19 protein-coding genes are annotated in these 20,808 nt (G+C 68.0%); 10 read left to right on the plus strand and 9 right to left on the minus strand.

What is annotated here, in order from left to right:
* Positions 1-28: 28 nt before the first annotated feature.
* Both ACNQR1_RS01365 and ACNQR1_RS01370 read right to left on the minus strand, forming a co-directional pair.
* Entirely contained in the window at positions 29-718 is a 690-nt protein-coding gene (locus ACNQR1_RS01365) for a hypothetical protein (protein ID WP_418043465.1), read from the minus strand.
* Positions 715-1,323: a hypothetical protein gene (locus tag ACNQR1_RS01370; RefSeq protein WP_418043467.1), complete on the minus strand. Its 609-nt coding sequence runs from the start codon at positions 1,321-1,323 to the stop codon at positions 715-717. The genes ACNQR1_RS01365 and ACNQR1_RS01370 overlap by 4 nt, the downstream gene beginning before the upstream one ends.
* Positions 1,324-1,388: 65 nt before the next feature.
* Here ACNQR1_RS01370 and ACNQR1_RS01375 point away from each other — a divergent pair, with 65 nt between their 5' ends.
* Positions 1,389-3,377, plus strand: coding sequence for a M13 family metallopeptidase (locus tag ACNQR1_RS01375; RefSeq protein WP_418043469.1), 1,989 nt, complete (start codon positions 1,389-1,391; stop codon positions 3,375-3,377).
* Between the two features lie 57 nt (positions 3,378-3,434).
* Here the strand turns inward: ACNQR1_RS01375 and ACNQR1_RS01380 are convergent, their stop codons facing one another.
* Together ACNQR1_RS01380 and ACNQR1_RS01385 are read right to left on the minus strand one after the other, a co-directional pair.
* Positions 3,435-4,454 (minus strand): L,D-transpeptidase, encoded by a 1,020-nt coding sequence (locus tag ACNQR1_RS01380; protein ID WP_418043471.1) that lies wholly within the window; start codon positions 4,452-4,454, stop codon positions 3,435-3,437.
* Between the two features lie 142 nt (positions 4,455-4,596).
* Positions 4,597-5,844 carry an MFS transporter gene (locus tag ACNQR1_RS01385; RefSeq protein ID WP_418043473.1) on the minus strand — a complete coding sequence of 416 codons (1,248 nt, stop codon included), beginning with the start codon at positions 5,842-5,844 and terminating at the stop codon, positions 4,597-4,599.
* A gap of 64 nt (positions 5,845-5,908) precedes the next feature.
* Between ACNQR1_RS01385 and ACNQR1_RS01390 the strand changes: the two genes are divergently transcribed.
* Entirely contained in the window at positions 5,909-6,298 is a 390-nt protein-coding gene (locus ACNQR1_RS01390; protein ID WP_418043475.1) for a PPOX class F420-dependent oxidoreductase, read from the plus strand.
* 47 nt (positions 6,299-6,345) lie between these two features.
* A complete protein-coding gene (locus ACNQR1_RS01395; RefSeq protein WP_418043477.1) occupies positions 6,346-6,645 on the plus strand; it encodes a thiamine-binding protein in 300 nt (99 codons plus the stop codon).
* Here ACNQR1_RS01395 and ACNQR1_RS01400 read toward each other — a convergent pair.
* The gene (locus ACNQR1_RS01400; RefSeq protein WP_064933699.1) at positions 6,642-6,947 is read right to left on the minus strand and encodes a metal-sensitive transcriptional regulator; all 306 of its coding nucleotides are present in this window, start codon (positions 6,945-6,947) and stop codon (positions 6,642-6,644) included. The two genes, ACNQR1_RS01395 and ACNQR1_RS01400, sit on opposite strands and share 4 nt — an antisense overlap.
* Before the next feature lie 100 nt (positions 6,948-7,047).
* On the opposite strand from ACNQR1_RS01400, the gene ACNQR1_RS01405 reads away from it, so the two are divergent.
* The 3 genes from ACNQR1_RS01405 (at position 7,048) to ACNQR1_RS01415 (ending at position 10,531) form a co-directional block, all read left to right on the plus strand.
* Positions 7,048-7,503 (plus strand): hypothetical protein, encoded by a 456-nt coding sequence (locus ACNQR1_RS01405; protein ID WP_418043479.1) that lies wholly within the window; start codon positions 7,048-7,050, stop codon positions 7,501-7,503.
* Positions 7,504-7,599: 96 nt separating this feature from the next.
* On the plus strand, positions 7,600-9,300 hold the full coding sequence (gene ilvD, locus ACNQR1_RS01410) for a dihydroxy-acid dehydratase (protein WP_418043481.1): 1,701 nt from the start codon (positions 7,600-7,602) through the stop codon (positions 9,298-9,300).
* 61 nt (positions 9,301-9,361) lie between these two features.
* Positions 9,362-10,531 carry an ankyrin repeat domain-containing protein gene (locus tag ACNQR1_RS01415; protein ID WP_418043483.1) on the plus strand — a complete coding sequence of 390 codons (1,170 nt, stop codon included), beginning with the start codon at positions 9,362-9,364 and terminating at the stop codon, positions 10,529-10,531.
* Here the strand turns inward: ACNQR1_RS01415 and ACNQR1_RS01420 are convergent.
* Positions 10,503-13,109 (minus strand): LuxR C-terminal-related transcriptional regulator, encoded by a 2,607-nt coding sequence (locus ACNQR1_RS01420; protein ID WP_418043485.1) that lies wholly within the window; start codon positions 13,107-13,109, stop codon positions 10,503-10,505. The genes ACNQR1_RS01415 and ACNQR1_RS01420 overlap by 29 nt on opposite strands.
* A 185-nt stretch (positions 13,110-13,294) precedes the next feature.
* On the minus strand, positions 13,295-13,735 hold the full coding sequence (locus tag ACNQR1_RS01425) for an SPW repeat protein (RefSeq protein ID WP_418043487.1): 441 nt from the start codon (positions 13,733-13,735) through the stop codon (positions 13,295-13,297).
* Between the two features lie 137 nt (positions 13,736-13,872).
* Here ACNQR1_RS01425 and ACNQR1_RS01430 point away from each other — a divergent pair, with 137 nt between their 5' ends.
* Together ACNQR1_RS01430 and ACNQR1_RS01435 are read left to right on the plus strand one after the other, a co-directional pair.
* Positions 13,873-15,396, plus strand: a complete 1,524-nt coding sequence (locus ACNQR1_RS01430; RefSeq protein ID WP_418043489.1) for a hypothetical protein — start codon at positions 13,873-13,875, stop codon at positions 15,394-15,396.
* A gap of 100 nt (positions 15,397-15,496) precedes the next feature.
* Entirely contained in the window at positions 15,497-16,477 is a 981-nt protein-coding gene (locus tag ACNQR1_RS01435) for an NAD(P)H-dependent flavin oxidoreductase (RefSeq protein WP_418043491.1), read from the plus strand.
* Between the two features lie 92 nt (positions 16,478-16,569).
* Here ACNQR1_RS01435 and ACNQR1_RS01440 read toward each other — a convergent pair whose 3' ends face one another.
* On the minus strand, positions 16,570-17,277 hold the full coding sequence (locus tag ACNQR1_RS01440) for a TetR/AcrR family transcriptional regulator (protein WP_418043493.1): 708 nt from the start codon (positions 17,275-17,277) through the stop codon (positions 16,570-16,572).
* 91 nt (positions 17,278-17,368) lie between these two features.
* Here ACNQR1_RS01440 and ACNQR1_RS01445 point away from each other — a divergent pair, with 91 nt between their 5' ends.
* A complete protein-coding gene (locus ACNQR1_RS01445) occupies positions 17,369-18,454 on the plus strand; it encodes an oxygenase MpaB family protein (RefSeq protein ID WP_418043495.1) in 1,086 nt (361 codons plus the stop codon).
* 1 nt (position 18,455) lies between these two features.
* The gene (locus ACNQR1_RS01450; protein ID WP_418043497.1) at positions 18,456-20,147 is read left to right on the plus strand and encodes an aldehyde dehydrogenase family protein; all 1,692 of its coding nucleotides are present in this window, start codon (positions 18,456-18,458) and stop codon (positions 20,145-20,147) included.
* A gap of 5 nt (positions 20,148-20,152) precedes the next feature.
* On the opposite strand, the gene ACNQR1_RS01455 is transcribed toward ACNQR1_RS01450, so the two are convergent.
* The gene (locus tag ACNQR1_RS01455) at positions 20,153-20,734 is read right to left on the minus strand and encodes a TetR/AcrR family transcriptional regulator (protein ID WP_418043499.1); all 582 of its coding nucleotides are present in this window, start codon (positions 20,732-20,734) and stop codon (positions 20,153-20,155) included.
* Positions 20,735-20,808 lie beyond the last annotated feature (74 nt).

Here is a 20,808-nt window from a genome sequence, read left to right on the forward strand (position 1 = left end):
GTACTCCCGCTTCGCCTCGCGGCGCCGCCTAGCGCGAGTGCAGCGGGGTGACGTTGTCGACCAGCCATCGGCCGTCGCTCTTGCTGAGGGCGACCCGCAGGGCCATCACCGCGTTGTCCGTCGGTTTGCCCGGCGCGCTCTGAGTGCCCCGCATCACCACGGCCACACTGGCCACCTGCGGACCCAGTGCCTCCACCCCGGCCGAGATGGTGGCGGCGGTGGCCGACACGTTCTTGCTGGCCAATTCCTTTGCCACGTTGGCGAATTCGTTCTTGAACTGCTCGGCCTGCTTCGGCGACATCATCGCGGTGGCACGGTCGATCGATGAGGTCGGGCTCTGCGGGCTGAAGGTGGCGGTGGCCTCCGAGACGCTGCTGGCGATCCGCACCACCTCGTCACGGTCGTTGTTGAAGGTGCGGTCGGGCACGGTCCAGCGCAGGTACCCCACCGTCACCGCGGCCACCAGGGCGGCCGCGGCCACGCCCGCGACCGCGAGCCGCAGGCCGGGCGCATCGTCGTCGGTGCCCAGCGTCACGCCGTCGCGACGGGCCAGCACGATGTTGACGATGACGCCCTGCACGATCAGCAGGCACAGCACCGAGCACAGCGAGACCCACCACAACGGCCAGGACAGCGCCAGGCCGATGTACAGCAGCGCCGCGATCGCAGCCAGCGGGGCCGCGATGTCGAAGGCCAGGACGCGCAACCGGTTCCTCATCGGATCGGCTCCAACCGCGAGACCATCAGGTTTCCGTCGACGTCGGAGACATCCAGCCGCAGGGTCCAGCGCACGGTCTGCGGCTTGTCGGAGCCCGCGTTCTCGCTGACCGAGGTCGCGACCACCAGCACAGTGTCGGTGCGCGACACCATGCCGGCCAGTTCGGTCTTGGGTGCGGGCACCGGACGACCGTCCGGGCCCGGCGGCGGGTGGTAGAGCGATTCGATGGCCACCGAGTCGATCTGGCCGGTGGTGCGTGCCTGCAGCCGCTGCACGAGGTCGCGGTAGGGCTGCACGGCGGCGTCGAAGTCGGAATTGAGCTGGCCCACGGTCCCCTCGCGCAGCTGCTGCATACCAGCCTCGACCGAGTCCTTGTTGATGTTGATCAGGACATTGGTCCAATCGGCGGCGGTCCGCAGCACCTTTGTCTGGTACGCGCGCTCGTCGGCCTCGCTGCGGTGTCCGGTCCACACCATGACCGCCAGGACCACCGCGACCACGGCGATCAGGCCCGCGACCGCCGATGCGAAACCGAAGCCGGTCAGGGCACCGCCGGAGTGATCGTCGGTGCTGTCCTTGCTGTCCTTGCTCGGCGCCTCGGGCATGGCCGTGAGGGTACCGGCAGCGAAACCCACCCAGCGCACCCGCGGCCTTCTGGAAGAATGTCGGGGTGACGGTAGAAGCGATCAAGTCGGGTATCGACCTGAGCCATGTCGACCCGCAGGCCCGCCCGCAAGACGACCTCTTCGGCCATGTCAATGGCCGTTGGTTGACCGACTACGAGATTCCCGCCGACCGCGCCACCGACGGCGCCTTCCGGCTGCTGCACGACCGTGCCGAGGAGCAGATCCGCGATCTGATCACCCAGGCCAGTGAAAAGGCTGCAGCTTCCGGGTCCTCGTCGCCTTCCGACGAGCAGCGCATCGGCGATCTGTACGCCAGCTTCATGGACGAGCAGACCATCGCCACGCGCGGCCTGGCGCCGCTGCTGGCCGAGCTCGCCCTCGTCGACGGCGCTGCCGACAGCGACGCGCTGGCCTCGGTGCTGGGCGGTCTGGAGCGCACCGGGGTGTCCGGCGGGGCAGGTGTGTACGTCGACACCGACTCCAAGGATTCGACGCGCTACCTGCTGCACATGAGTCAGTCCGGCCTCGGGCTGCCCGACGAGTCCTATTACCGCGACGAGCAGCACGCCGAGATCCTGGCCGCCTACCCGGGGCACATCGCCCGGATGTTCGCCCTCGTCTATGGCGGCGATCAGAGTGAGACGGCGGCCCGGATCGTGGCGCTGGAATCCAAGCTGGCCGCCGCGCACTGGGATGTGGTCAAGCGCCGCGACGCCGACCTGACCTACAACCTGCGCACGTTCGCCGACCTGTCCGGCGACGCCCCGGGATTCGACTGGACCGGCTGGCTCGGAGCTCTGGGCACCACCCCCGAGAAGGTCTCCGAGCTGGTGCTGCGCCAGCCCGACTTCGTGACGGCGTTCGCCGCACTGTGGGCGAGCGAGGACCTGGAGGACTGGAAGGCCTGGACCCGCTGGCGCGTCATCCATTCGCGCGCCGGGCTGCTGACCGACGAGCTGGTGGCCGAGAACTTCGACTTCTACGGCCGCACCTTGAGCGGCACCGAGCAGAACCGCGACCGGTGGAAGCGCGGCGTCTCCCTGGTGGAGGGCCTGATGGGTGACGCGCTGGGCAAGCTCTACGTCCAGCAGTACTTCCCGCCCGAGGCCAAGGCCCGGATGGACGAGTTGGTGGCCAACCTGCGTGAGGCCTACCGGGTCAGCATCGACGAGCTGGACTGGATGACGCCGGAGACCCGGGCCAAGGCGCTGGTGAAGCTCGACAAGTTCACCCCCAAGATCGGTTATCCTGCCCGCTGGCGCGACTACTCGGCGTTGGTGGTCGAGCGTGACGACCTCTACGGCAACTACCGCCGGGGCCACGTGGTGAACTCCGACCGCGAGCTGGCCAAGCTGGGCAGCCCGGTGGACCGCGACGAATGGTTCATGACCCCGCAGACGGTCAACGCCTACTACAACCCCGGGATGAACGAAATCGTCTTTCCCGCAGCAATTCTGCAGCCGCCGTTCTTCGACGCCGAGGCCGACGACGCGGCCAACTACGGTGGTATCGGCGCGGTGATCGGACACGAGATCGGCCACGGTTTCGACGACCAGGGCGCCAAGTACGACGGCGACGGCAACCTGGTGGACTGGTGGACCGATGCCGACCGTGCTGAATTCGGGGTCCGGACAAAGGCTTTGATCGATCAGTACGAACAGTTCAGCCCGCGCGGGCTGGACGGCTCCCACCACGTCAACGGTGCGTTCACGGTCGGGGAGAACATCGGCGACCTCGGCGGGCTGTCCATCGCGCTGCTGGCCTATCAGCTGTCGTTGAAGGGCCAGGAGGCGCCGGTGATCGACGGACTCACCGGCGTGCAGCGCGTCTACTTCGGCTGGGCACAGGTGTGGCGGACCAAATCCCGTGACGCGGAGGCGATCCGGCGCCTGGCGGTGGATCCCCACTCGCCGCCGGAGTTCCGCTGCAACGGCGTCATCCGCAACATCGACTCCTTTTACGAGGCGTTCGAGGTGGCCGACTCCGACGAGCTGTACCTGGAACCGGCTCAGCGCGTGCGCATCTGGAACTAGCCCGCATACAACAAAACCCCTGCCTCTGGGCAGGGGTTTTGTTGTATCGACGTTCGCCTAGAACATCTGCCAGTCGGACGCTCCGTCAGGCGTGTTGTACCAGCCGCCACCGGTGTTCTTGATGACCACCGGGTCGCCGCTGCCGAAGTTGTCGTAGAACCACTTGGCGTTCTCGGCGCTGAGGTTGATGCAACCGTGGCTGACGTTGCTCCGGCCCTGCTGGGCGACCGACCACGGCGCGCTGTGCACGAACACGCCGCTGTTGTCGATGCGGACGGCGTCCTTCACCTTGAGCTTGTAGCCCTCCTTGGAGTCCACCGGCACGCCGTAGGTGGAGGAATCCATGACGATGTCGGGGAACTTCTCCAGCACGTAGTAGGTGCCGTTCTTGGTCTCATGCTTGCCGTCGGGCTTGCCCATCGACACCGGGAAGGTCTTCTCCAGCTTCCCGTTGCGCATGATCTCCATCTGGTGAGCCTTGTCGTCGACCGTGGCCACAAGGTAGTCACCCACCCGGAAGCTGGACTTGGTGCCGGCCGCGTCGATGTTCACCACGGTGTTGGACGGCCAGAAGTCCTGCGGGCGCCAGCGCAGCTGCGTGTCGGTGACCCAGTAGAAGCGGCCTGCCACGGGCGGGTTCGAGGTGATCCGGATGGCGTCCTGGGCCATCTGCCGGTTGGCGATCGGCCGCTGGAAGTTGATGTAGATGGGCTTGGCCACACCCACCATCGACCCGTTGACCGGGTTGAACGACGGCGGCAGGAACGGGGCCTCACCGGTGAACGGCTCGGAGTTCTGCCCGGGCGGGGTGCTCTCGAACGGGATCGTCGGCGAGCCGTAGTTGATGATCGGTGCGGGTGTCGAAGGAACGCCGGGGGCGGCGGCCGGGGCCGGAGCCGCGGGGTCGGCCGGCAGTGGGGGGATGTACGCGCCCGGCGGGGGGCCCGGGACCACCGGGTCGACGGGTGCCGGCGGCACCTCGGGGTCTGCGTAGGCGGATGGGCTGAGCACCATGCCGCCGACCACTCCGGCGGCCATGAATGCGGTGATCAGTGCACGTTTTGCCGATTTCGGCATGAGTAACCTCCAGACAGCACAACTCGCTCCAGTGTCGCACAACGCAATGACCAGCTACTGCCGCGAGACGCCGTATTTCCCCGACAGCGACCGATTCCACGGCGCTGAACTGCGGTGTTTATCGACTGTGAGCGTGCTCGCGTTACTTCTCGGTGGTAGCGCAGGAAACCGTGAATACGCCGCGGGACAGCGCGACGCCGCTCATCACGACGATGATCAGTGCCGCGGCGGTGCCGAGGGTCGGGGCGGCACCGCCGTGGTCATAGATGCCGCCGCCGATCAGCGCACCGCCCATGATGCCGACCTGGAAGGCCGCGACGTACCGGCCGGAGGCGCCGTCGGGGTCTTCCGGCGCGGTTCGCATCGCCGAGGCCTGCAACATCGGCGGCAACGCCGTGGACGCCGCGCCCCAGACCACCACCGCGACCGCGCCGAGCGCCACCGCAGCCCGTCCGGACCACGATTCGACTGCCAGCACCGACAGGACCAGCAGCGCCACTGCCAGTGCGGCCAGGCACCCGAGCACCGAGGCCTTCGGCCACAGGTCCAGCGGACGGCCCATGGCGGCCATCCCGGCCAGACCGGCAACGCCGTACGCGGCCAGCAGCCAAGCCAGGTGCGGGCCGTGTATCCCGACCACGTCCCGGATGATCACCACGATGAAGGTGTAGGCGATGAAGTGTCCGGTGACACCGATCAGGGTGAGCACCGACAGCGACAGCAGTCGGCGGTTGCGCCGGTGCCCGCGCGGCGCCCCCGGATCCCGGGCAGCACCGGACGCGGGCACCAGCGGCGGCAGCATCGTCCACGCGGCCAGGGCCACCATCGCCGCGGCCACGGCGATGACCGCCACGGCAGGCCGCCAGCCCCACATCTCGCTCAGTGCCGCGGCGAGCGGATTGCCCACCACCAGGGCCAGGCCCGTGCCCACATAAACCGCGGCGGTGGCCCTGCCTGCGTGGCTGGCCGGGACCAGTCGGGCCCCGATCGGTGCGATCACCGACCACATCAGCCCGTGGGCCAGGGCGCACAGCACCCGGCCGCCGGCCAGCACCGCGAAGTTCGGCGCGAGTGCGGAGATCACCTGGGAGACCGTCAGGCACACCAGGGTCGCCACCAGGGTCCGGCGACGAGGCCAGCGGGCCGTCAACCGGACCAGTCCGACGGTGGTGAGCGCCGCGACCAGGGCGTAGCTGGCCATCAGAGTGGCGACCAGGCCCTCGCTCACCTGAAGATCCGTGGCGATGGCCGGAAGCGCACCGACCGGGAGCATCTCGGCGGTGACGTAGACGAACGCCGCCGCCGCGAGCACGGCGAGTTGCGTGGCAACACGCGGTGTCCACGGGCTGGTGTGGGCCGGGAGCGATTCGCCGGTGACGCTGAAGGCCATGCTGGAATGCCACGGTAGCGCCATAACGTTGCCGTGCGTGGTAGCCGACCCGAGAGGATGCGCAATGGTTGCAGTGCCAGATGGTTACGAGGACCTGTTGACCCGGCCGCTGTTCGGCCATCTCGCCACCACCAGACCCGACGGCACCGTGCAGGTGAATCCGATGTGGTTCGAATGGGACGGCACGCACCTGCGGTTCACCCACACCACCAAGCGCCAGAAGTACCGCAACGTGACGGCGCATCCCGAGGTGGCGATGTCGATCCACGATCCCGACAACCCGTACCGCTACCTGGAGGTGCGCGGCGTGGTGGACGAGATCGTGCCCGACCCCACCGCTGCGTTCTTCCTTTCGCTCAACGACCGCTACAGCGGGTCGCTCAACGAGGTGCCTGCCGATGCTGCCGACCGGGTGATCCTGACGGTGCGCCCGACGCTGTTCAGCAAGCACTAGCCGGGAGCGCGCCGCCGCGCGACCAACGCGAGCGCACAATCGATTCTGTGATTGTCGCCTTCAGCATCAGCCCCACCGGCGGGGACGAGTCCGGGAGCGTCGGCGCCGCGGTCGCCGAAGCGGTGCGGGTGGTGCGGGCCTCGGGCCTGCCCAACGAGACCAACGCCATGTTCACCAACATCGAAGGTGAATGGGACGAGGTGATGGCCGTGGTGAAACAGGCTGTCGACGCTGTGGCCGCCGTGTCCTCACGAGTCAGCCTGGTGTTGAAGGCCGACATCCGTCCCGGCTACACCGGGCAACTGACCGCCAAGGTCGAACGGATAGAGCAGGCGCTGAGCGACTAGGACCGGACCAGGCGGGCGATGGCGGCCGATGCCTCGGCAAGCTTGGCCTCGGCCTGATCCCCGCCTTCGGAGACGGCCTGCGTCACGCAATGCCCCAGGTGCTCGTCGAGCAGGCCGAGTGCCACGGACTGCAGCGCGCTGTTGACGGCGCTGATCTGGGTGAGGACGTCGATGCAGTACTTGTCCTCGTCGATCATCTTGGCGATGCCCCGGACCTGGCCTTCGATTCGACGCAGCCGTTTGGCGTAGTTCTCCTTCTGCGCCGAGTAGCCATGTGCACCCGAGTTGTCAGCCACGTCCATGGCTCCAGTATACGAGTACCCCACCGGGGTATGCATGACTATTTTGGCCGGGCCGAAATGGTGCAGCCGAGGCGATGCGCGGGCCGATACGCTCGACGCGATGTCACAGCCTCCCTGGCCTGGCCCGTACGGTGAGCCACCGGCTCATCCCCCGCATGGCTGGCCCGTTCCACCGCCACCCCGGCCGGCGAACGCGGATGCCCCCTCCGGGCTCGGCACCGCCGTCACGGTGATCAGCATCGTCCTCACGATCGGGCTGTGGATCGCGGCGGTGCTCGGTGCGGCCGCGGCCGCGTGGCTGTCGTTGTTCTTCGGGATGTCGACCGACACCTGCCACGCGACCTGTGGCCCCACTCCGTATGACGACCGGGTGTATCCGACAACGTTCGGCTGGATCGGCGGCGGGCTGGCCGCCGGGCTCGTGGGCAGCATCGTCATGGTGTTCTTCACCCGCCGCTGGCTGTGGGTGTGGCCCGTGCTGTCGATCGTGTGCACCGTCGTGGGGTTCCTGAGCGGGCTCGACCTCACCATCAAGTCCACGGAGTGGACCGGCTGACCTGCACGGCGGGCTTCCCCGCCTACCCGTTCATACCCCCCTTGGGTATCGGAAAGAATTTGGGCGGCTAACTAACCGAGGGGCATACTTACCTGCATGTCTTCTGACCAGCCCGATATCAAGCCCCGCAGCCGCGACGTCACCGACGGCCTGGAGAAGGCCGCTGCCCGCGGAATGCTCCGCGCGGTAGGGATGGGCGACGACGACTGGGTCAAGCCGCAGATCGGCGTCGGGTCCTCGTGGAACGAGATCACGCCGTGCAACATGTCGCTGCAGCGGCTCGCCCAGGACGTCAAGGACGGTGTGCACGAGGCCGGGGGCTACCCCCTGGAGTTCGGCACCATCTCGGTGTCCGACGGCATCTCGATGGGGCATGAGGGAATGCACTTCTCGCTGGTCTCCCGTGAGGTGATCGCCGACAGCGTCGAGACCGTGATGCAGGCCGAGCGCCTCGACGGCTCGGTGCTGCTGGCCGGCTGCGACAAGTCGATCCCCGGCATGCTGATGGCCGCGGCCCGCCTCGACCTGGCCTCGGTGTTCTTCTACAACGGCTCGATCATGCCGGGTGTCGCCAAGCTCACCGACGGCACCGAGAAGGAAGTCACCATCATCGACGCCTTCGAGGCCGTCGGCGCGTGCGTGCGCGGGCTGATGTCGCGGGAGGACGTCGACATCATCGAGCGCGCGATCTGTCCGGGCGAGGGTGCCTGTGGCGGCATGTACACCGCCAACACCATGGCGTCGGCAGCCGAGGCTCTCGGTATGTCGTTGCCGGGCAGCGCATCTCCGGTGGCCGTGGACAAGCGACGCGGCGAGTACGCCCGCAAGTCGGGCGAGGCCGTCGTGGAGATGTTGCGCCGCGGCATCACCGCACGCGACATCCTGACCAAGGAAGCCTTCGAGAACGCCATCGCCGTCGTGATGGCCTTCGGCGGGTCCACCAACGCCGTGCTGCACCTGCTGGCGATCGCCCGCGAGGCCGAGGTCGAGCTGACCCTGGCCGACTTCACCCGCATCGGGGCCAAGGTCCCGCACCTTGCCGACGTCAAGCCGTTCGGCCGCCACGTGATGAAGGACGTCGACGAGATCGGTGGCGTTCCGGTGGTGATGCGTGCACTGCTGGATGCCGGTCTGCTGCACGGCGATTGTCTGACCGTCACCGGTAAGACCATGGCCGAGAACCTCGCGCACATCGCGCCGCCGGACCCCGACGGCAAGGTGCTGCGGGCGATGAACAACCCGATCCATCCGACCGGCGGCATCACGATCCTGCACGGATCGCTGGCCCCCGAGGGTGCGGTGGTGAAGTCCGCAGGTTTCGAGTCCGACGTGTTCGAGGGCACGGCAAGGGTTTTCGAGCGCGAGCGGGCCGCCCTGGACGCGCTGGAGGACGGCACCATCACCCACGGCGACGTCGTGGTGATCCGGTACGAGGGCCCGAAGGGTGGCCCGGGTATGCGCGAGATGCTGGCCATCACCGGTGCCATCAAGGGAGCCGGGCTGGGCAAGGACGTCCTGCTGATGACGGACGGCCGCTTCTCCGGCGGGACGACGGGTCTGTGCGTCGGGCACATCGCGCCCGAGGCCGTGGACGGCGGGCCGATCGCGTTCGTCGAGGACGGTGACCGGATCCGCCTCGATGTGGCGAACGGAACGTTGGACGTCCTCGTCGACGAGGCCGAGTTCGAGGCCCGCAAGGCCGGTTTCGAACCGCTGCCCCCGCGCTACAAGACCGGTGTGCTGGCCAAGTACACCAAGCTGGTCCAGTCCGCCGCCGTCGGCGCTGTCTGCAACTAGACGGGATTCGTGCACGATTTTCCGCGCTGACCGCGGAAAATCGTGCACAGTTCACCTGATAATGGCCAGTCGTCTGCCGAGCAACCCCTCGATCGACCACCTCCGCGCCGAAGCCCGCACGCGGCAGCGCGCGGATCGGATCCCGCTGCACGAAGCCGAGTTCACCGTCGCCCGTGACTATGGTTTCAGCAGCTGGCCCAAGCTCGTGCACTACCTCCGCGATGCGGCCGACCTCAGCGTCGACCCCGGCGCGCTCGACGAGGAAGCCCTGGACTCCGCGGACCGGTTCTGCTCGCGGGCATCGTTGCGCTACAACGAAACCGATGCACCACCACGCTGGAACACCGCCGCGGCCATGCTCACCGCCGAACCCGGCGTGGTCGACCAGCACATCTGGGCGGCTGCGTCGGCCGCCGACCCTGCGGCGCTTACCCGTCATCTGACCGGCCGGCCCGCACTGGCGGACTCCGGTGGCGGCCCGTTCGGCTGGGTTCCGCTGATGTATCTGTGCTATTCGCGAGTTCCGTTGGGCCGCCGCACCGCTGACGAGTTCCTGGCGGCTGCGACGCTGCTGCTCGACGCCGGCGCAGACCCGAACGCCGGCTACCTGTGGTGCGGATTGTCGACGCCCTTCACGGTGCTCACGGGTGTATTCGGAGAGGGCGAGCAGGGACCGCGTCGTCAGCCCCGTCATCCGTTCGCAGCCGAGCTGGCCACGTTGCTGTTGACGAGAGGCGCGCACCCAGCCGACCAGCAGACGCTCTACAACCGGATGTTCCGCGCCGACGATTCACACCTGGAACTGCTGTTCGCGCACGGGCTCACCGACGCCGGTCCCAGCCCGTGGGAGTCGCGACTCGGCGAGGCCATGGAATCCCGCGACGAGATGTGGGAGCGCCAGATCGACTGGGCTGCCGGGCACGGCTTTACCGACCGGCTCGACCTGCTCGCCCGGCACGGCATCGACGTCGCCGGTGTCGATGTGATCGCTCCGGTGTTCCCCGAGGACCCCAACACCCTGGACGACGAAGGCGCCACGGCACTGCATCAGGCCGCCTGGGCCGGTGACCTCGAGCTGATCCGCCGTCTGCTCGACGCCGGTGCCGACCCGACCGTCACCGACCGGAGATTCGGCTCGACCCCACTCGATTGGGCCGAGCACGCCTACCAGACCGAGGCGGCCGACATGCTCCGAGGCGCCGTCACAGCCCCTTCGGACCACCACGGATGATCGCGGCGAGCTGCTCGCGAGAACTGGCGCCCACCCGCTGACAGGCCCGGTAGAGGTGGCCTTCCACGCTGCGCACCGACATCACCAGGCGCTCGGCGATCTGCTTGTTGGACAAGCCCGCGACGACGAGTTCGACTATCTCGCGCTGCCTTCCGGTCAGCGGCTGACCGGAAGGGTTACGCAGCGCCGGGGTGCACAGCCCGCCGCATTCGCCGGCGCTCGCCTGTGCCAGCGCAGCCGCATACGCACTGCGCTTGCCCTGACCATGGCGGCCGAACGCGACCGCGGCCTGAGCCAGGGCGTCGGTGGCGGTGGCCCGGTCGCCGAGGGCGCGGTAACCCTCTGCGGCAGCCAGCAATCCGGCGCCGTCATCGGCCGCCAATGCCTCGATGTGGCGGGCAACCGTTTCAGCCAGCGGCAGTTTCAGGGTGTCCGCGAGTTCCCGTGCGCGCGCCGCGCCGGCCGTGTCGCCCCACTGGGCGGCCGCCTGCAGGCACAGCAGTTCGTGCGTCGGCTGGCCGCATTTCGCCGCGTCCCGGCCCGCTTCGCGCACCACGTCGATGGCATCGGTGAGCGCACCACCGGCCGCCAGCGTCCACCCGGTGGCCACCGACATCGCGGTGCGCGCGAACACGTAGTCGTCGGGCATCAGCTGTCCGACCCCGGCCAGCGCTGTGGTTGCCGCGGCGGTCCGGCCGAGTTTGGCGTACGCCTCGGCCAGGGCAAAACAGCTGGCGATACGCAAACCCGTTGTTATCTCATGTGTTTCGGCGCCCGCGTACGCCTCATGCAGGTGTTTGACGGCGGCAGGCAAATCGGCCCGGACCAGTTCGGCGTGGCCGAGCAGATGAGCGAGGTTGGCGTAGACGAGGCCCGGGACATCACGGGCCGACTCGTCCAGCCGGGCCGCCATCGCCGTGACGTCGTCGAAACGGCCGGTCAGCCGGCAGGCGCGGCCATGGACCGCACCGAACCAGAAGCGCATCGGCGAGGATTCGAACGAGGTGTTGGCCCGTTCGATCGCCTCCTCGGCGACGGTGTCGATGTCGTCGACGTGGCCCAGCGCACCGAATGCCATCATCAACGCGATCGAGGCCATCATCGCGTGGAAATCCGGCAGTCCAGCGGAATCCAGGGCGATCCTGGCATTTTCCTCGGCACTGGCACAATGCCCGAGTACCGCATCGACGCAGGCCTGAATGGCCAGGCGTTCCATCCGCTGCCCATCGGATTCTGCTGTGCCGGAGAGCTTTTCCAGGATCGCACGCGCATCGAGCGGCCGGCTGAGCATCCACGCCAGATTGGCCGCCCGGATCGTCGCCCAATGGTGGCTGTCCGGCGCACCGTCAGCACTGATGTCACGCAGCACCGACTCGGCCTCGTCACCCCGGCTCAACAGGAGCAGCGTCATGGCTCGCATCGGCGCCGCCTCGGGTGCGCCGCATTCACCTGCGGCAGCGGCGAATCGGTTGGCGGCATCGGGGTCGAGCAGCACCGCGGCGCAACGGGCTGCCGTCAGATACAGCTGCGGATCAGGTGGCAGGTCCGAGTGCAGCGCGAGCAGCGCCCGGCGCACCGTCGCGCGCATATCCCCGTCGGGCTCCGACGCCAGCCGGGTCGCGAGCTTGCCGCGGATCTTCGACAGGTGCATCTCACCGGCTGTGGCCCTCCGCAATTCGCCGTACAGCGGGTGGGCGAGGGTCGCCACCAGGCCACGCCCGGCCCGATCGACCCTGGCCAGATGCATCTGCTCGGCGGCCTCGAGGTCGTCCTGGTCGACCAGGTCAATAAGGACGTCGACGCTCAGCGGCTCGCACTGCGACAACGTATCGAGTACCAGCGCCATCCCGGGTTCGAGCTCACCGAGACGGCGGCCGACCATGTCGGTGATGCTCTGCGATACGGCCACATCGCCGTCCCACATCCACACCCCGGCGGATTGGTGCATCCGCCCGGCGGCGATCTGGTCCTTGACCAGCTGCAGCAGGTAGAGCGCATTGCCTCCGGTGAGCCTCCAGAACCGGCGGGTGCTGCGGCTGTCGACCGGGCCGCCGACCGCGGATTCGATCAGGGTGGTGGCCGCGTGGGCGGACAGCGGTTCGAGGTCGATGCGGTCGAGCAGGCTGTCCTTCCACAGGGCGGTCACCGCGTCGGGTTCCGGGCCGCCGGAACGCGCGGTGACGACCAGACGCACCCCTTGCGTCTGTGCGAGCTGGTGTACGACATGGGCGGACAGCGGGTCGAGCAGGTGGGCGTCGTCGATGCCGATGACGACCTTGCCCATGCGCTGTTGGGCGACGAAGGAATCGATCACGCGCCGCACGTCGGGCAGCGGGTCGCACATGCTCTGGCTGATCGATCCGGTGAACGCCCCCAGCGGGATCTCCCGCGCGGATTCGGTGCCGACGAACCAACTGGTCCGGTGCCCGGACGCCGCGGCATGGCCGAGGGCCTCCCGAGCCAGCCGGGTCTTGCCGACGCCGGCATTGCCGACGATGACCACACCGTGATGGGTTCCCGGCCCACCAAGGGAGCGACGGATCGTCGCCAGTTCTTCTTCCCGCCCCGCCAGCTTCATCTCAGCAGTTCGTACCCGCCATCGCCGTCATGGAAGTCCTGCGATTGCCCAGGATATGGCGCAAATCCGGCACCGGGGCACAAATTGGTGCATCGCTCGACACGGGGGAGGGCGCGGCGCGCAGAATCCCCTCCCAGCCGGGGTCCGGCTGGCCTACCAGCTGCGCCTACCGGCCCGTTTGCCGGTCAGGCGTGCCGCGCTTCAGAATTGCGCACTCGCATCCCGAAGTACATCGCGTTGAAGCCCAGCACCATCACGAGCGCACCGCTGATCACGTGCGACCAGATCATGCCTGCGGTCGGTCCGCTGATGAACACCCACGGCGAGACGATCAGCCACACACCGAAGATCGGCAGTGTCCAGGTCATGCCGTGCGCGCGGTCCAGCGCGAAGCTGAAACACATTGACAGGAACGCGATCGCCCCTCCGACGATCAGATCGTTGACCGTCAGCCTGTTGAAGGCGTCGAAGCCGACGATCCAGGGAGACAGCGCGACGTACATCGCCGTCAGCAACGTCAGGCCGAAGGTGACCTGCGCGGCCATCGACTCTGCGACACGGTCATAGCCCGCCCGTAGGGCCATGATGTCCGGGTGTAGGTCGATCGATGAATGGACTGTACTCATTTTCTTGTCCTTTCCGTTACACGGCAAGGCGTTTGGGTCCTACCGCACCCATCCATCGCTTTCCAGGTTACGCCGGGATCGGGGCGGTGGCGGCGGCTGCCGACGGCCCAGGACGGCCGGCAAGTACAGTCTTCTCAATGCGGTGGCGCAGCAACGTCCGATCGGACGACCCCACCGGCGCACGTCAGCAACTCGGCTGGTTCGCAACGTTGTTCGCGATGGCGTTGGTCTTCCATTACTCCGACAGTCAGCCCCTCGCGGTGCTGCCGGTCCTTTTGGCCGGTCTGCCCGCCCTGCTGTTTCCCGGCTCGGTCGCCGCCGCTGCTCTGGCCGTGGCGGCCGGCGCCACGGTGGCCGTGCTGAACCTGCCTGCGGCGTCGAACCACCTGGTGCTGAGCCTGCTGGTCGCCGTGGCGCTGGGCACCGCGGCCCTGTGGGCATCGGTGGCCCGGAACCGGCCGGGTATGGCGGACAGTTTTGTCGGGCGCTGGCTGGATGCCGCGCGCAGCCCGGTCGGCCTGGTGTTGCTGGTGGTCTACCTGTTCACGGTGTTCGACAAGCTGAACACCGGCTACTTCTCGCCGGAAACCTCATGTGGCAGCGACCTGTTCGGCCAGCTCATCTGGCTCAACGGCTTCGACGCTGTGGTGCCGGGCCCAGCTGTCGGGCAGTTCGTCGCCATCGTCGCAGTGGTGAGCGAGGCCGCCATTCTGGCGTTGCTGGCGGTGCCGCGGCTGCGTTTCTGGGGCATCCTTCTCGGTGTCGGCTTCCATTCGATCCTGGCCTTGGCCTCGTTCTACGACTTCGCCACCGTCGTCTTCGCGCTGTACGTGCTGCTGGTCCCGGCCGAGGTGTTCGTGACCCTGACACCCCGGCACCGCGAGCGTGCGTGTCTGCCGCCCGACACACCGCGAAATGTCGGCATTTTGCGCACGCTCGCAACGATCGGGCGACCGCGGGGCCTGGCGCTCACGGGCTTCACGGCCCATGTGCTGGTGAGTCTGGTATCGAGCTCGGCCGAATCGCCGGACAGCCCGATCGGCCTGCCGTGGCACACCCTGCTCGTACTCACCTGGGCCGTCGCGGTGATCCCGTTCATGGTCGCGCTACTGCGGGCCTACCGTGCTGCCGAGTCGACCGGTGTCCGCGCCCCGAGCTGGCAGCTACGCCCCTTGGTACTGCTCCTCGCGCCGCTGCTGGCCTTCGCCAACGGGATCACGCCGTATCTGGGGCTCAAGACCGTCGCGAACTACTCGATGTTCAGCAACCTGCACACCGAGGAGGGCACCACCAACCACCTGCTGCCCGGCGTCACCGCCCTCGAGCTGGCGGGTTACCAACGCGACACCGTCACCCTGGTCGGGCTGGAGTTGCCCGAGCGGCCGGGCGACGTGACGGCCCTCAGTAGGCAGACCCGCTGGATGGACGAGGATCCTCCGGTCCGCATCCCCTGGCTCGAGCTGCGGCGCACCGTGCTGCTGTGGCGGGATGCTGGACTCACCGGCGTCCGCGTCGCCTATCTGCACGACGGACCCCCGCAGGTGGTGGACGACGCGACGCACGACCCGGTCCTGTCGGCGCCGCTGCCGTGGTGGCAGCGGCATCTGCTCGCCTTCCGCGCCGTCGACTCCGGTTCCGGTCCCGACTTCTGCCGGTGGTAACCCCAGGCACCGCGACCGTGCGTGTCTGTCGGCCGCCACGCCGTAAAACGTCGGCAGTTTGCGCACGCTCGCGCCGACCCAGATGACGCAGAATCGCGGCATGGACATCGCAGACCGGCTGAAACTCGATGTACCCGTGGCCCAGGCCGGCATGGGCGGCGGCATTGCGGGCGCACCGCTGGCCGCCGCGGTGGCAGCGGCCGGCGGACTGGGCACCTTGGGGCTCCTGCCACCCGGGCAGCTCAAGTCGGCCATCGCGACGGTCCGCGACCAGGCGCCCGGCCGAGCGGTCGCGGTCAATCTGTTGATGCCGTTCACCCGCCGCCCGCATATCGAGGCCTGTCTGGAATCGCGGATCGACATCGCCGTGATGGCCTTCGCGATCGATCGTGCACTGATCCAAAGGCTCTCGGACAGCGGCATATTCGTCATGGTGATGGTCGGCACGGAAGAGCAGGCGGCCGAGGCTCTGGCCTACGGAGCGGACGGGTTGATCGCACAGGGCCGGGAGGCGGGCGGGCACCTGGTCGGCGTCGTGGATCAGACCGCGTTCTTACCAAAGGCATTGGCATTGGCCGGTTCCCGCCCGGTGTTCGCGGCCGGAGGCATCGCCACAACAGCCGATACCCGCGCGGCGCTCGGTGCAGGCGCAGCAGGCGTGGTGGCAGGCACCCGGTTCCTGCTCACCGACGAGTCCGGTGCCCACCCGGCCTACCGGCAGCGAATCATCGACGCGGACAGCACGATCGAGACCACGGTGTTCGGCCTGGGCTGGCCGGAGCGACATCGGGTACTCCCGAACGCCACAACCCGGCGCTGGTGCCACCCCGACGGAAGCGCCCGCCGGCTGCCTGCGGCGATCAACAAGTTCAGTGCGCCGCTGTCCCGGATCCCCGACCGCGGCGACGGCGCACTGCTGCACCTTCAACACCCAGCGCTGCCGTTCCTCACCCCCATCACGCTCACCGCGGCCATGCCCGCCCATTGGGTGGACCGCGCCGCGCTCTATGCCGGGGAGACCGCCTTGCGGTTGGACCGCGTCACGTCGGCCGCACAGGCGGTGGCCGAGCTCGCGCCGTAACTGCATCCCGCGCGTCGCGAGCGTGCGGAAAATGCCGACGCGTGACGGCGTGGCGGCCAGCAGACACGCACGCTCGCGGTGCAAAAGAGGACTCAGACGCCGACGCGGTGCGGGTCCCGGTAGATCTCGGCCTGCGCGGCGATCACGTCGGGGGTGGGTAGCGGCTCTGCGCTGTCCACGTACACCCCGCCGGCTCGCAGGGTGTCGTCGACCAGCAGCCAGATCCACCGGACCAGATCGGCCACCAGACGGTCCTGCAAGGTCGTGCCGGGGTGGTCGAGCCACCGGCCGGTCGTCGATTCGACCAGCCCGACGATGGCGAACGCCAACGGCTGCGGATCGGTGTCCACGCCGAAAGCGTTGAGATACACCGTGAACAGCACACCGAGCTGGGTCCCGATGGTCAGCCTGATGTCGGCGATGGCGTCGGGTGTCGAGCCGTCCTCACCGAGTGAGCACCGGGCCAGGTAGCGGTACAGGTTGCGGTGCTCGACCAGGAACCCCACGTGGGCGCCGACGCTGGCCTCAATGATCTGGGCCATCGAACCGTGCGGGGTCCACAGCGGCGCGAGTTCGGTGTTGAGCATCTCCGCGGCTCGCTGCGCGATTGCCCGCTGCAGGTCGGCGGCGCCGGCGAAGTGCCGGTACAGCTTGGTGCGGGTGACGCCGACGTGGGCCGCGATCTGCTCGGTCGAGGTCTGCGGACCGTGCTCGGCGATCGCGGACAGTGCGGCGTCGACGAACTCGCCCCGCCGGCGTTCCCGCTGGCCCGCCCATCTCCCGGTAGTGCCGCTCTCCACGGATACACCCTAGCCAATTAACTGGTACATGACGTACCATTCAGCCAACTGGTACGTCATGTACCACTAAATTTCGAAGGGAAACACGCAGATGGACGCGCTGATCGCACTTCGCAAAGCGGCGGGCCTGCCGGCAATCGCCGAACCGCTGGCGCCGGCCGAGGACTACGGCTTCTTCGGCCCGGATTCGGTCACCTGGAAGGTGTGGAGCTACCCCACCTCACTGCTGATCGGCTTCTCACGGGCGGTGACCATCGAGCACCTCGACCCGTTCCTGGCCGCCGCCGTCGACGCCACCGGGCAGGTCTACAGCCGCACCCGGCTGCGCTACGACCGGACCATGCAGTACTTCGCCCTGGTGGCCTTCGGCGACGCCAAGTCCGTCCTCGACGCGTCCGAGATCCTGGTCAAGATCCACTCCAAGGCCATCGGCACCGAACCCATCACCAAGCGCCCGTTCGACGCCAACGATCCGCATTCGCAGCTGTGGATCCACCTGACCGCGTGGCACTCGATCCTCTACAGCTACGAGATGTTCGGCCCAGGCAAGCTGTCGGCGGCCGAGGAGAGCCAGTACTGGGAGGAGTGCGCACGGGCCGCGGAGTTCCAGACCATCAACCCCGACGACGTCCCACGCACCCGCGAGGGCATCCGCGAGTACTTCGAGAGATTCCGGCCCGATCTGGTCGGCTCGGAGGTGGCCCAGCGCATGATGGACTACCTGGTGGATCTGGGCTACCACATCCTGCCCGAGCGGATGCCACGCTGGATGCGCAAGCTGTTCAACATCCCGATGCGCGCCGCCATCATCGCCACCATGCCGCAGTGGATGCGACTGCTCGGCGGCATCCCGCAGCGCCGGTTCGCCGACATCGCGGCGCGCGCGGTGGTTCGCCCCTTCCTGCGGGTCGTCGCCGCCTATCCGCGGCTGGAGCTTGCGGTCCTGGACCTCACAACGCCCAACACCACGCCCATCGTCGGCCCCACCCTCATGCACATCCCGGCCAAGAACACCGTGACCTACACCCCGGCCGAGGCCAGGACCAAATGGGACCGGACCACTCCGTTCGAGCAGTACGCTGCCATCGTGGCCAAGCGGCAGGCGGGCGAGGGCCCGACACCGTATGCCCACAATCATCACGACGCATTGGTCCGATTCGACAAGAGCGCGAGCTGAGATGACCGAAACGCAGATCGACGAGGCCCTCGAGGAACTCGTCGAAGGTGAAAAGACCTGGGCTTCCCTGTCATTGGCGGCCCGACGCGGACTGCTCGACGAGGTGCGGGCACTGACCGCGCGCCATGCCGGCGAGTGGGTGGACGCCGCCGTCGGGATCAAACAATTGGACCCGGCCTCCCCGCTGGTCGGCGAGGAGTGGATATCCGGTCCGTACTCGCTGGCGGCCGCCCTCGGCGCGCTATCGGACAGCCTGGCCAAGCTGGAAGCGGGCCGCAGCCCACTGGACGGCGCCGAGTTCGGTTACGCCCCCGGCGGACGCACGACGGTAAAAGCCTTGCCGCTGAACACCTTCGATCAGCTGCTGCTGTCCGGGTTCAGTGCCGAGGTGTGGCTGCAGCCCGGTATCGAGAAGACCGAGGCGATCCGGGCGGCCGGTCTGGCCCAGCGCGATCCGTCGCGCACCAACGGTGTCGGCGCGGTACTCGGCGCGGGCAACATCTTCTCGATCGCCCCACTGGACACCATCTATGAGCTGTATGCCAACAACCGTGTGGTGGCCCTGAAGCTCAACCCGATCACCGATGATCTGCTGCCGGTACTGACCAAGGTGCTGGCGCCGTTCATCGCCATCGGCGCGGTGCGCATCCTGACCGGCGGAGCCGACGCCGGCACATATCTGGTGCGGCACAAGCTCGTCGACCACGTGCACATGACGGGTAGTGCACTGACCTATGACGCCATTGTGTTCGGCACCGGGGATGAAGGCGCCCGGCGCAAGGCCGCCGACGAGCCGGTGCTCGACAAGGAGATGACCGCCGAGCTCGGCGGGGTGTCTCCGACCATCGTACTGCCCGGCACCTGGAGCAAAGACGACATCGAGTTCCAGGCCAATCACGTTGCCACGCAACGGCTGCACAACAACGGCTACAACTGTGTGGCCGCGCAGGTGGTGGTGCTGCCCAAGCGCTGGGCGCAGCGCGACGCGTTCATCGCCGCGCTCCGCAAGGCCGTCAACGACGCGCCGGACCGGGCCGCCTACTACCCCGGTTCCGACGTCAGGGTGGCCAGCGCGGACGCGTCGTACCCGGACGCGCAGCATCTGGGCTCGAGGGGTGCCCGGGTCCTGGTGATCGATCCGGCCGACGGCGAAGCGTTGTTGCGGACCGAATACTTCGGTCCAGTGCTCGGCGTGATCGACCTCGACGTCCCGGATGACGAGTTCGCCGAAGAGGCCGTGCGTATCGCCAACGACGAGTTCGTCGGCACCCTCGGGGTGAACATCATCGCGCATCCGAACACCATCGCGGGCCTCGGCGAAAAGTTCGACCACCTCATCGAGCGGCTGCGCTACGGCACCATCGCGATCAACGCCTGGACCGGCGTCGGCTACCTGACACCAACGGCCACCTGGGGAGCCTTCCCCGGACACGAGCGCAACGACATCCAGAGCGGAACCGGCGTGGTGCACAACGCTTTTCTGCTCGATCGTCCGGAACGCACCGTGGTCCGCGGCCCGTTCCGGCCCGCGCCGCGCTCGGTGTTCAAAGGCGAGTGGTCGTTGTCGCCGAAGCCGCCGTGGTTCGTCAACAACCGCACCGCGGCGAGGACGGGGCGGCTGCTGGTGGAGTTCGCGGCGGCCCCGGGCTGGGGCAAGCTGCCGGCGATCTTCGCTTCGGCGCTGCGAGGTTAGGCCGGTCAGGCGGAAGCGACGCGCTGCACGGGCGCGTGCAGCAACCGCTGCGCGCAGTCCAGCAGTGCCCGGTGCAGTTCCTCGTCGGTCACGTCGCTGAGCGCGGGATCGGTGGCGCTGCCGTAGACCCCGGCCGCGAGCACCGACATGGCGATCCGATCGGAGACGTCGGGATCGGGGCCGAGCAGGATCCCGGTGAGGCGTTCGATCGTGTCCTGAAGTTCTTCCCGGCTGTGCACCAGGCTGTCGATGACAGGATCGCCATGGAACACCGCGGTCACGCGGCGATGCCGCACGGCCATCTCCACCATTCCGCTGATGGCGGCCTCCCGCCGGGCCTCCGGCGTTGACATCGCCTCGGCGATGCGGACCAGCCGCATCATGTCGTCGAAGACCGGCTGAATGACAGCCAGCACGATCTCGTCCTTGGAATGGAACTGGTAGTAGACGGCGGCCTTGCTGACGCCGAGGCGGTCGGCGATCATCTGCAGCGACGTGCCGTTCACGCCGTGCTCTGCGAACAGGCTCAGGGCAGCTTCCAGCACTCGTTCGCGCGCAAAGCCACGCGGCGCCACAGCCTTCGCCACACCCGTCCCTTCGTCGCGCCTGAGCGTATCCAAGGGTGCTAGATCACACCGTAAATTAAACGAACTAACTTGAT

It is taken from the genome of Mycobacterium sp. 48b, from assembly GCF_048282725.1.
Lineage (GTDB): Bacteria > Actinomycetota > Actinomycetes > Mycobacteriales > Mycobacteriaceae > Mycobacterium.

Coding starts and splice junctions, on each gene's coding strand:
- ACNQR1_RS01365 (WP_418043465.1), bottom strand. CDS start 718: ATGAGGAACCGGTTGCGCGTCCTGGCCTTCGACATCGCGGCCCCGCTG.
- ACNQR1_RS01370 (WP_418043467.1), bottom strand. CDS start 1,323: ATGCCCGAGGCGCCGAGCAAGGACAGCAAGGACAGCACCGACGATCAC.
- ACNQR1_RS01380 (WP_418043471.1), bottom strand. CDS start 4,454: ATGCCGAAATCGGCAAAACGTGCACTGATCACCGCATTCATGGCCGCC.
- ACNQR1_RS01385 (WP_418043473.1), bottom strand. CDS start 5,844: ATGGCCTTCAGCGTCACCGGCGAATCGCTCCCGGCCCACACCAGCCCG.
- ACNQR1_RS01390 (WP_418043475.1), top strand. CDS start 5,909: ATGGTTGCAGTGCCAGATGGTTACGAGGACCTGTTGACCCGGCCGCTG.
- ACNQR1_RS01400 (WP_064933699.1), bottom strand. CDS start 6,947: ATGGACGTGGCTGACAACTCGGGTGCACATGGCTACTCGGCGCAGAAG.
- ACNQR1_RS01405 (WP_418043479.1), top strand. CDS start 7,048: ATGTCACAGCCTCCCTGGCCTGGCCCGTACGGTGAGCCACCGGCTCAT.
- ilvD (WP_418043481.1), top strand. CDS start 7,600: ATGTCTTCTGACCAGCCCGATATCAAGCCCCGCAGCCGCGACGTCACC.
- ACNQR1_RS01415 (WP_418043483.1), top strand. CDS start 9,362: ATGGCCAGTCGTCTGCCGAGCAACCCCTCGATCGACCACCTCCGCGCC.
- ACNQR1_RS01420 (WP_418043485.1), bottom strand. CDS start 13,109: ATGAAGCTGGCGGGGCGGGAAGAAGAACTGGCGACGATCCGTCGCTCC.
- ACNQR1_RS01425 (WP_418043487.1), bottom strand. CDS start 13,735: ATGAGTACAGTCCATTCATCGATCGACCTACACCCGGACATCATGGCC.
- ACNQR1_RS01430 (WP_418043489.1), top strand. CDS start 13,873: ATGCGGTGGCGCAGCAACGTCCGATCGGACGACCCCACCGGCGCACGT.
- ACNQR1_RS01435 (WP_418043491.1), top strand. CDS start 15,497: ATGGACATCGCAGACCGGCTGAAACTCGATGTACCCGTGGCCCAGGCC.
- ACNQR1_RS01445 (WP_418043495.1), top strand. CDS start 17,369: ATGGACGCGCTGATCGCACTTCGCAAAGCGGCGGGCCTGCCGGCAATC.
- ACNQR1_RS01450 (WP_418043497.1), top strand. CDS start 18,456: ATGACCGAAACGCAGATCGACGAGGCCCTCGAGGAACTCGTCGAAGGT.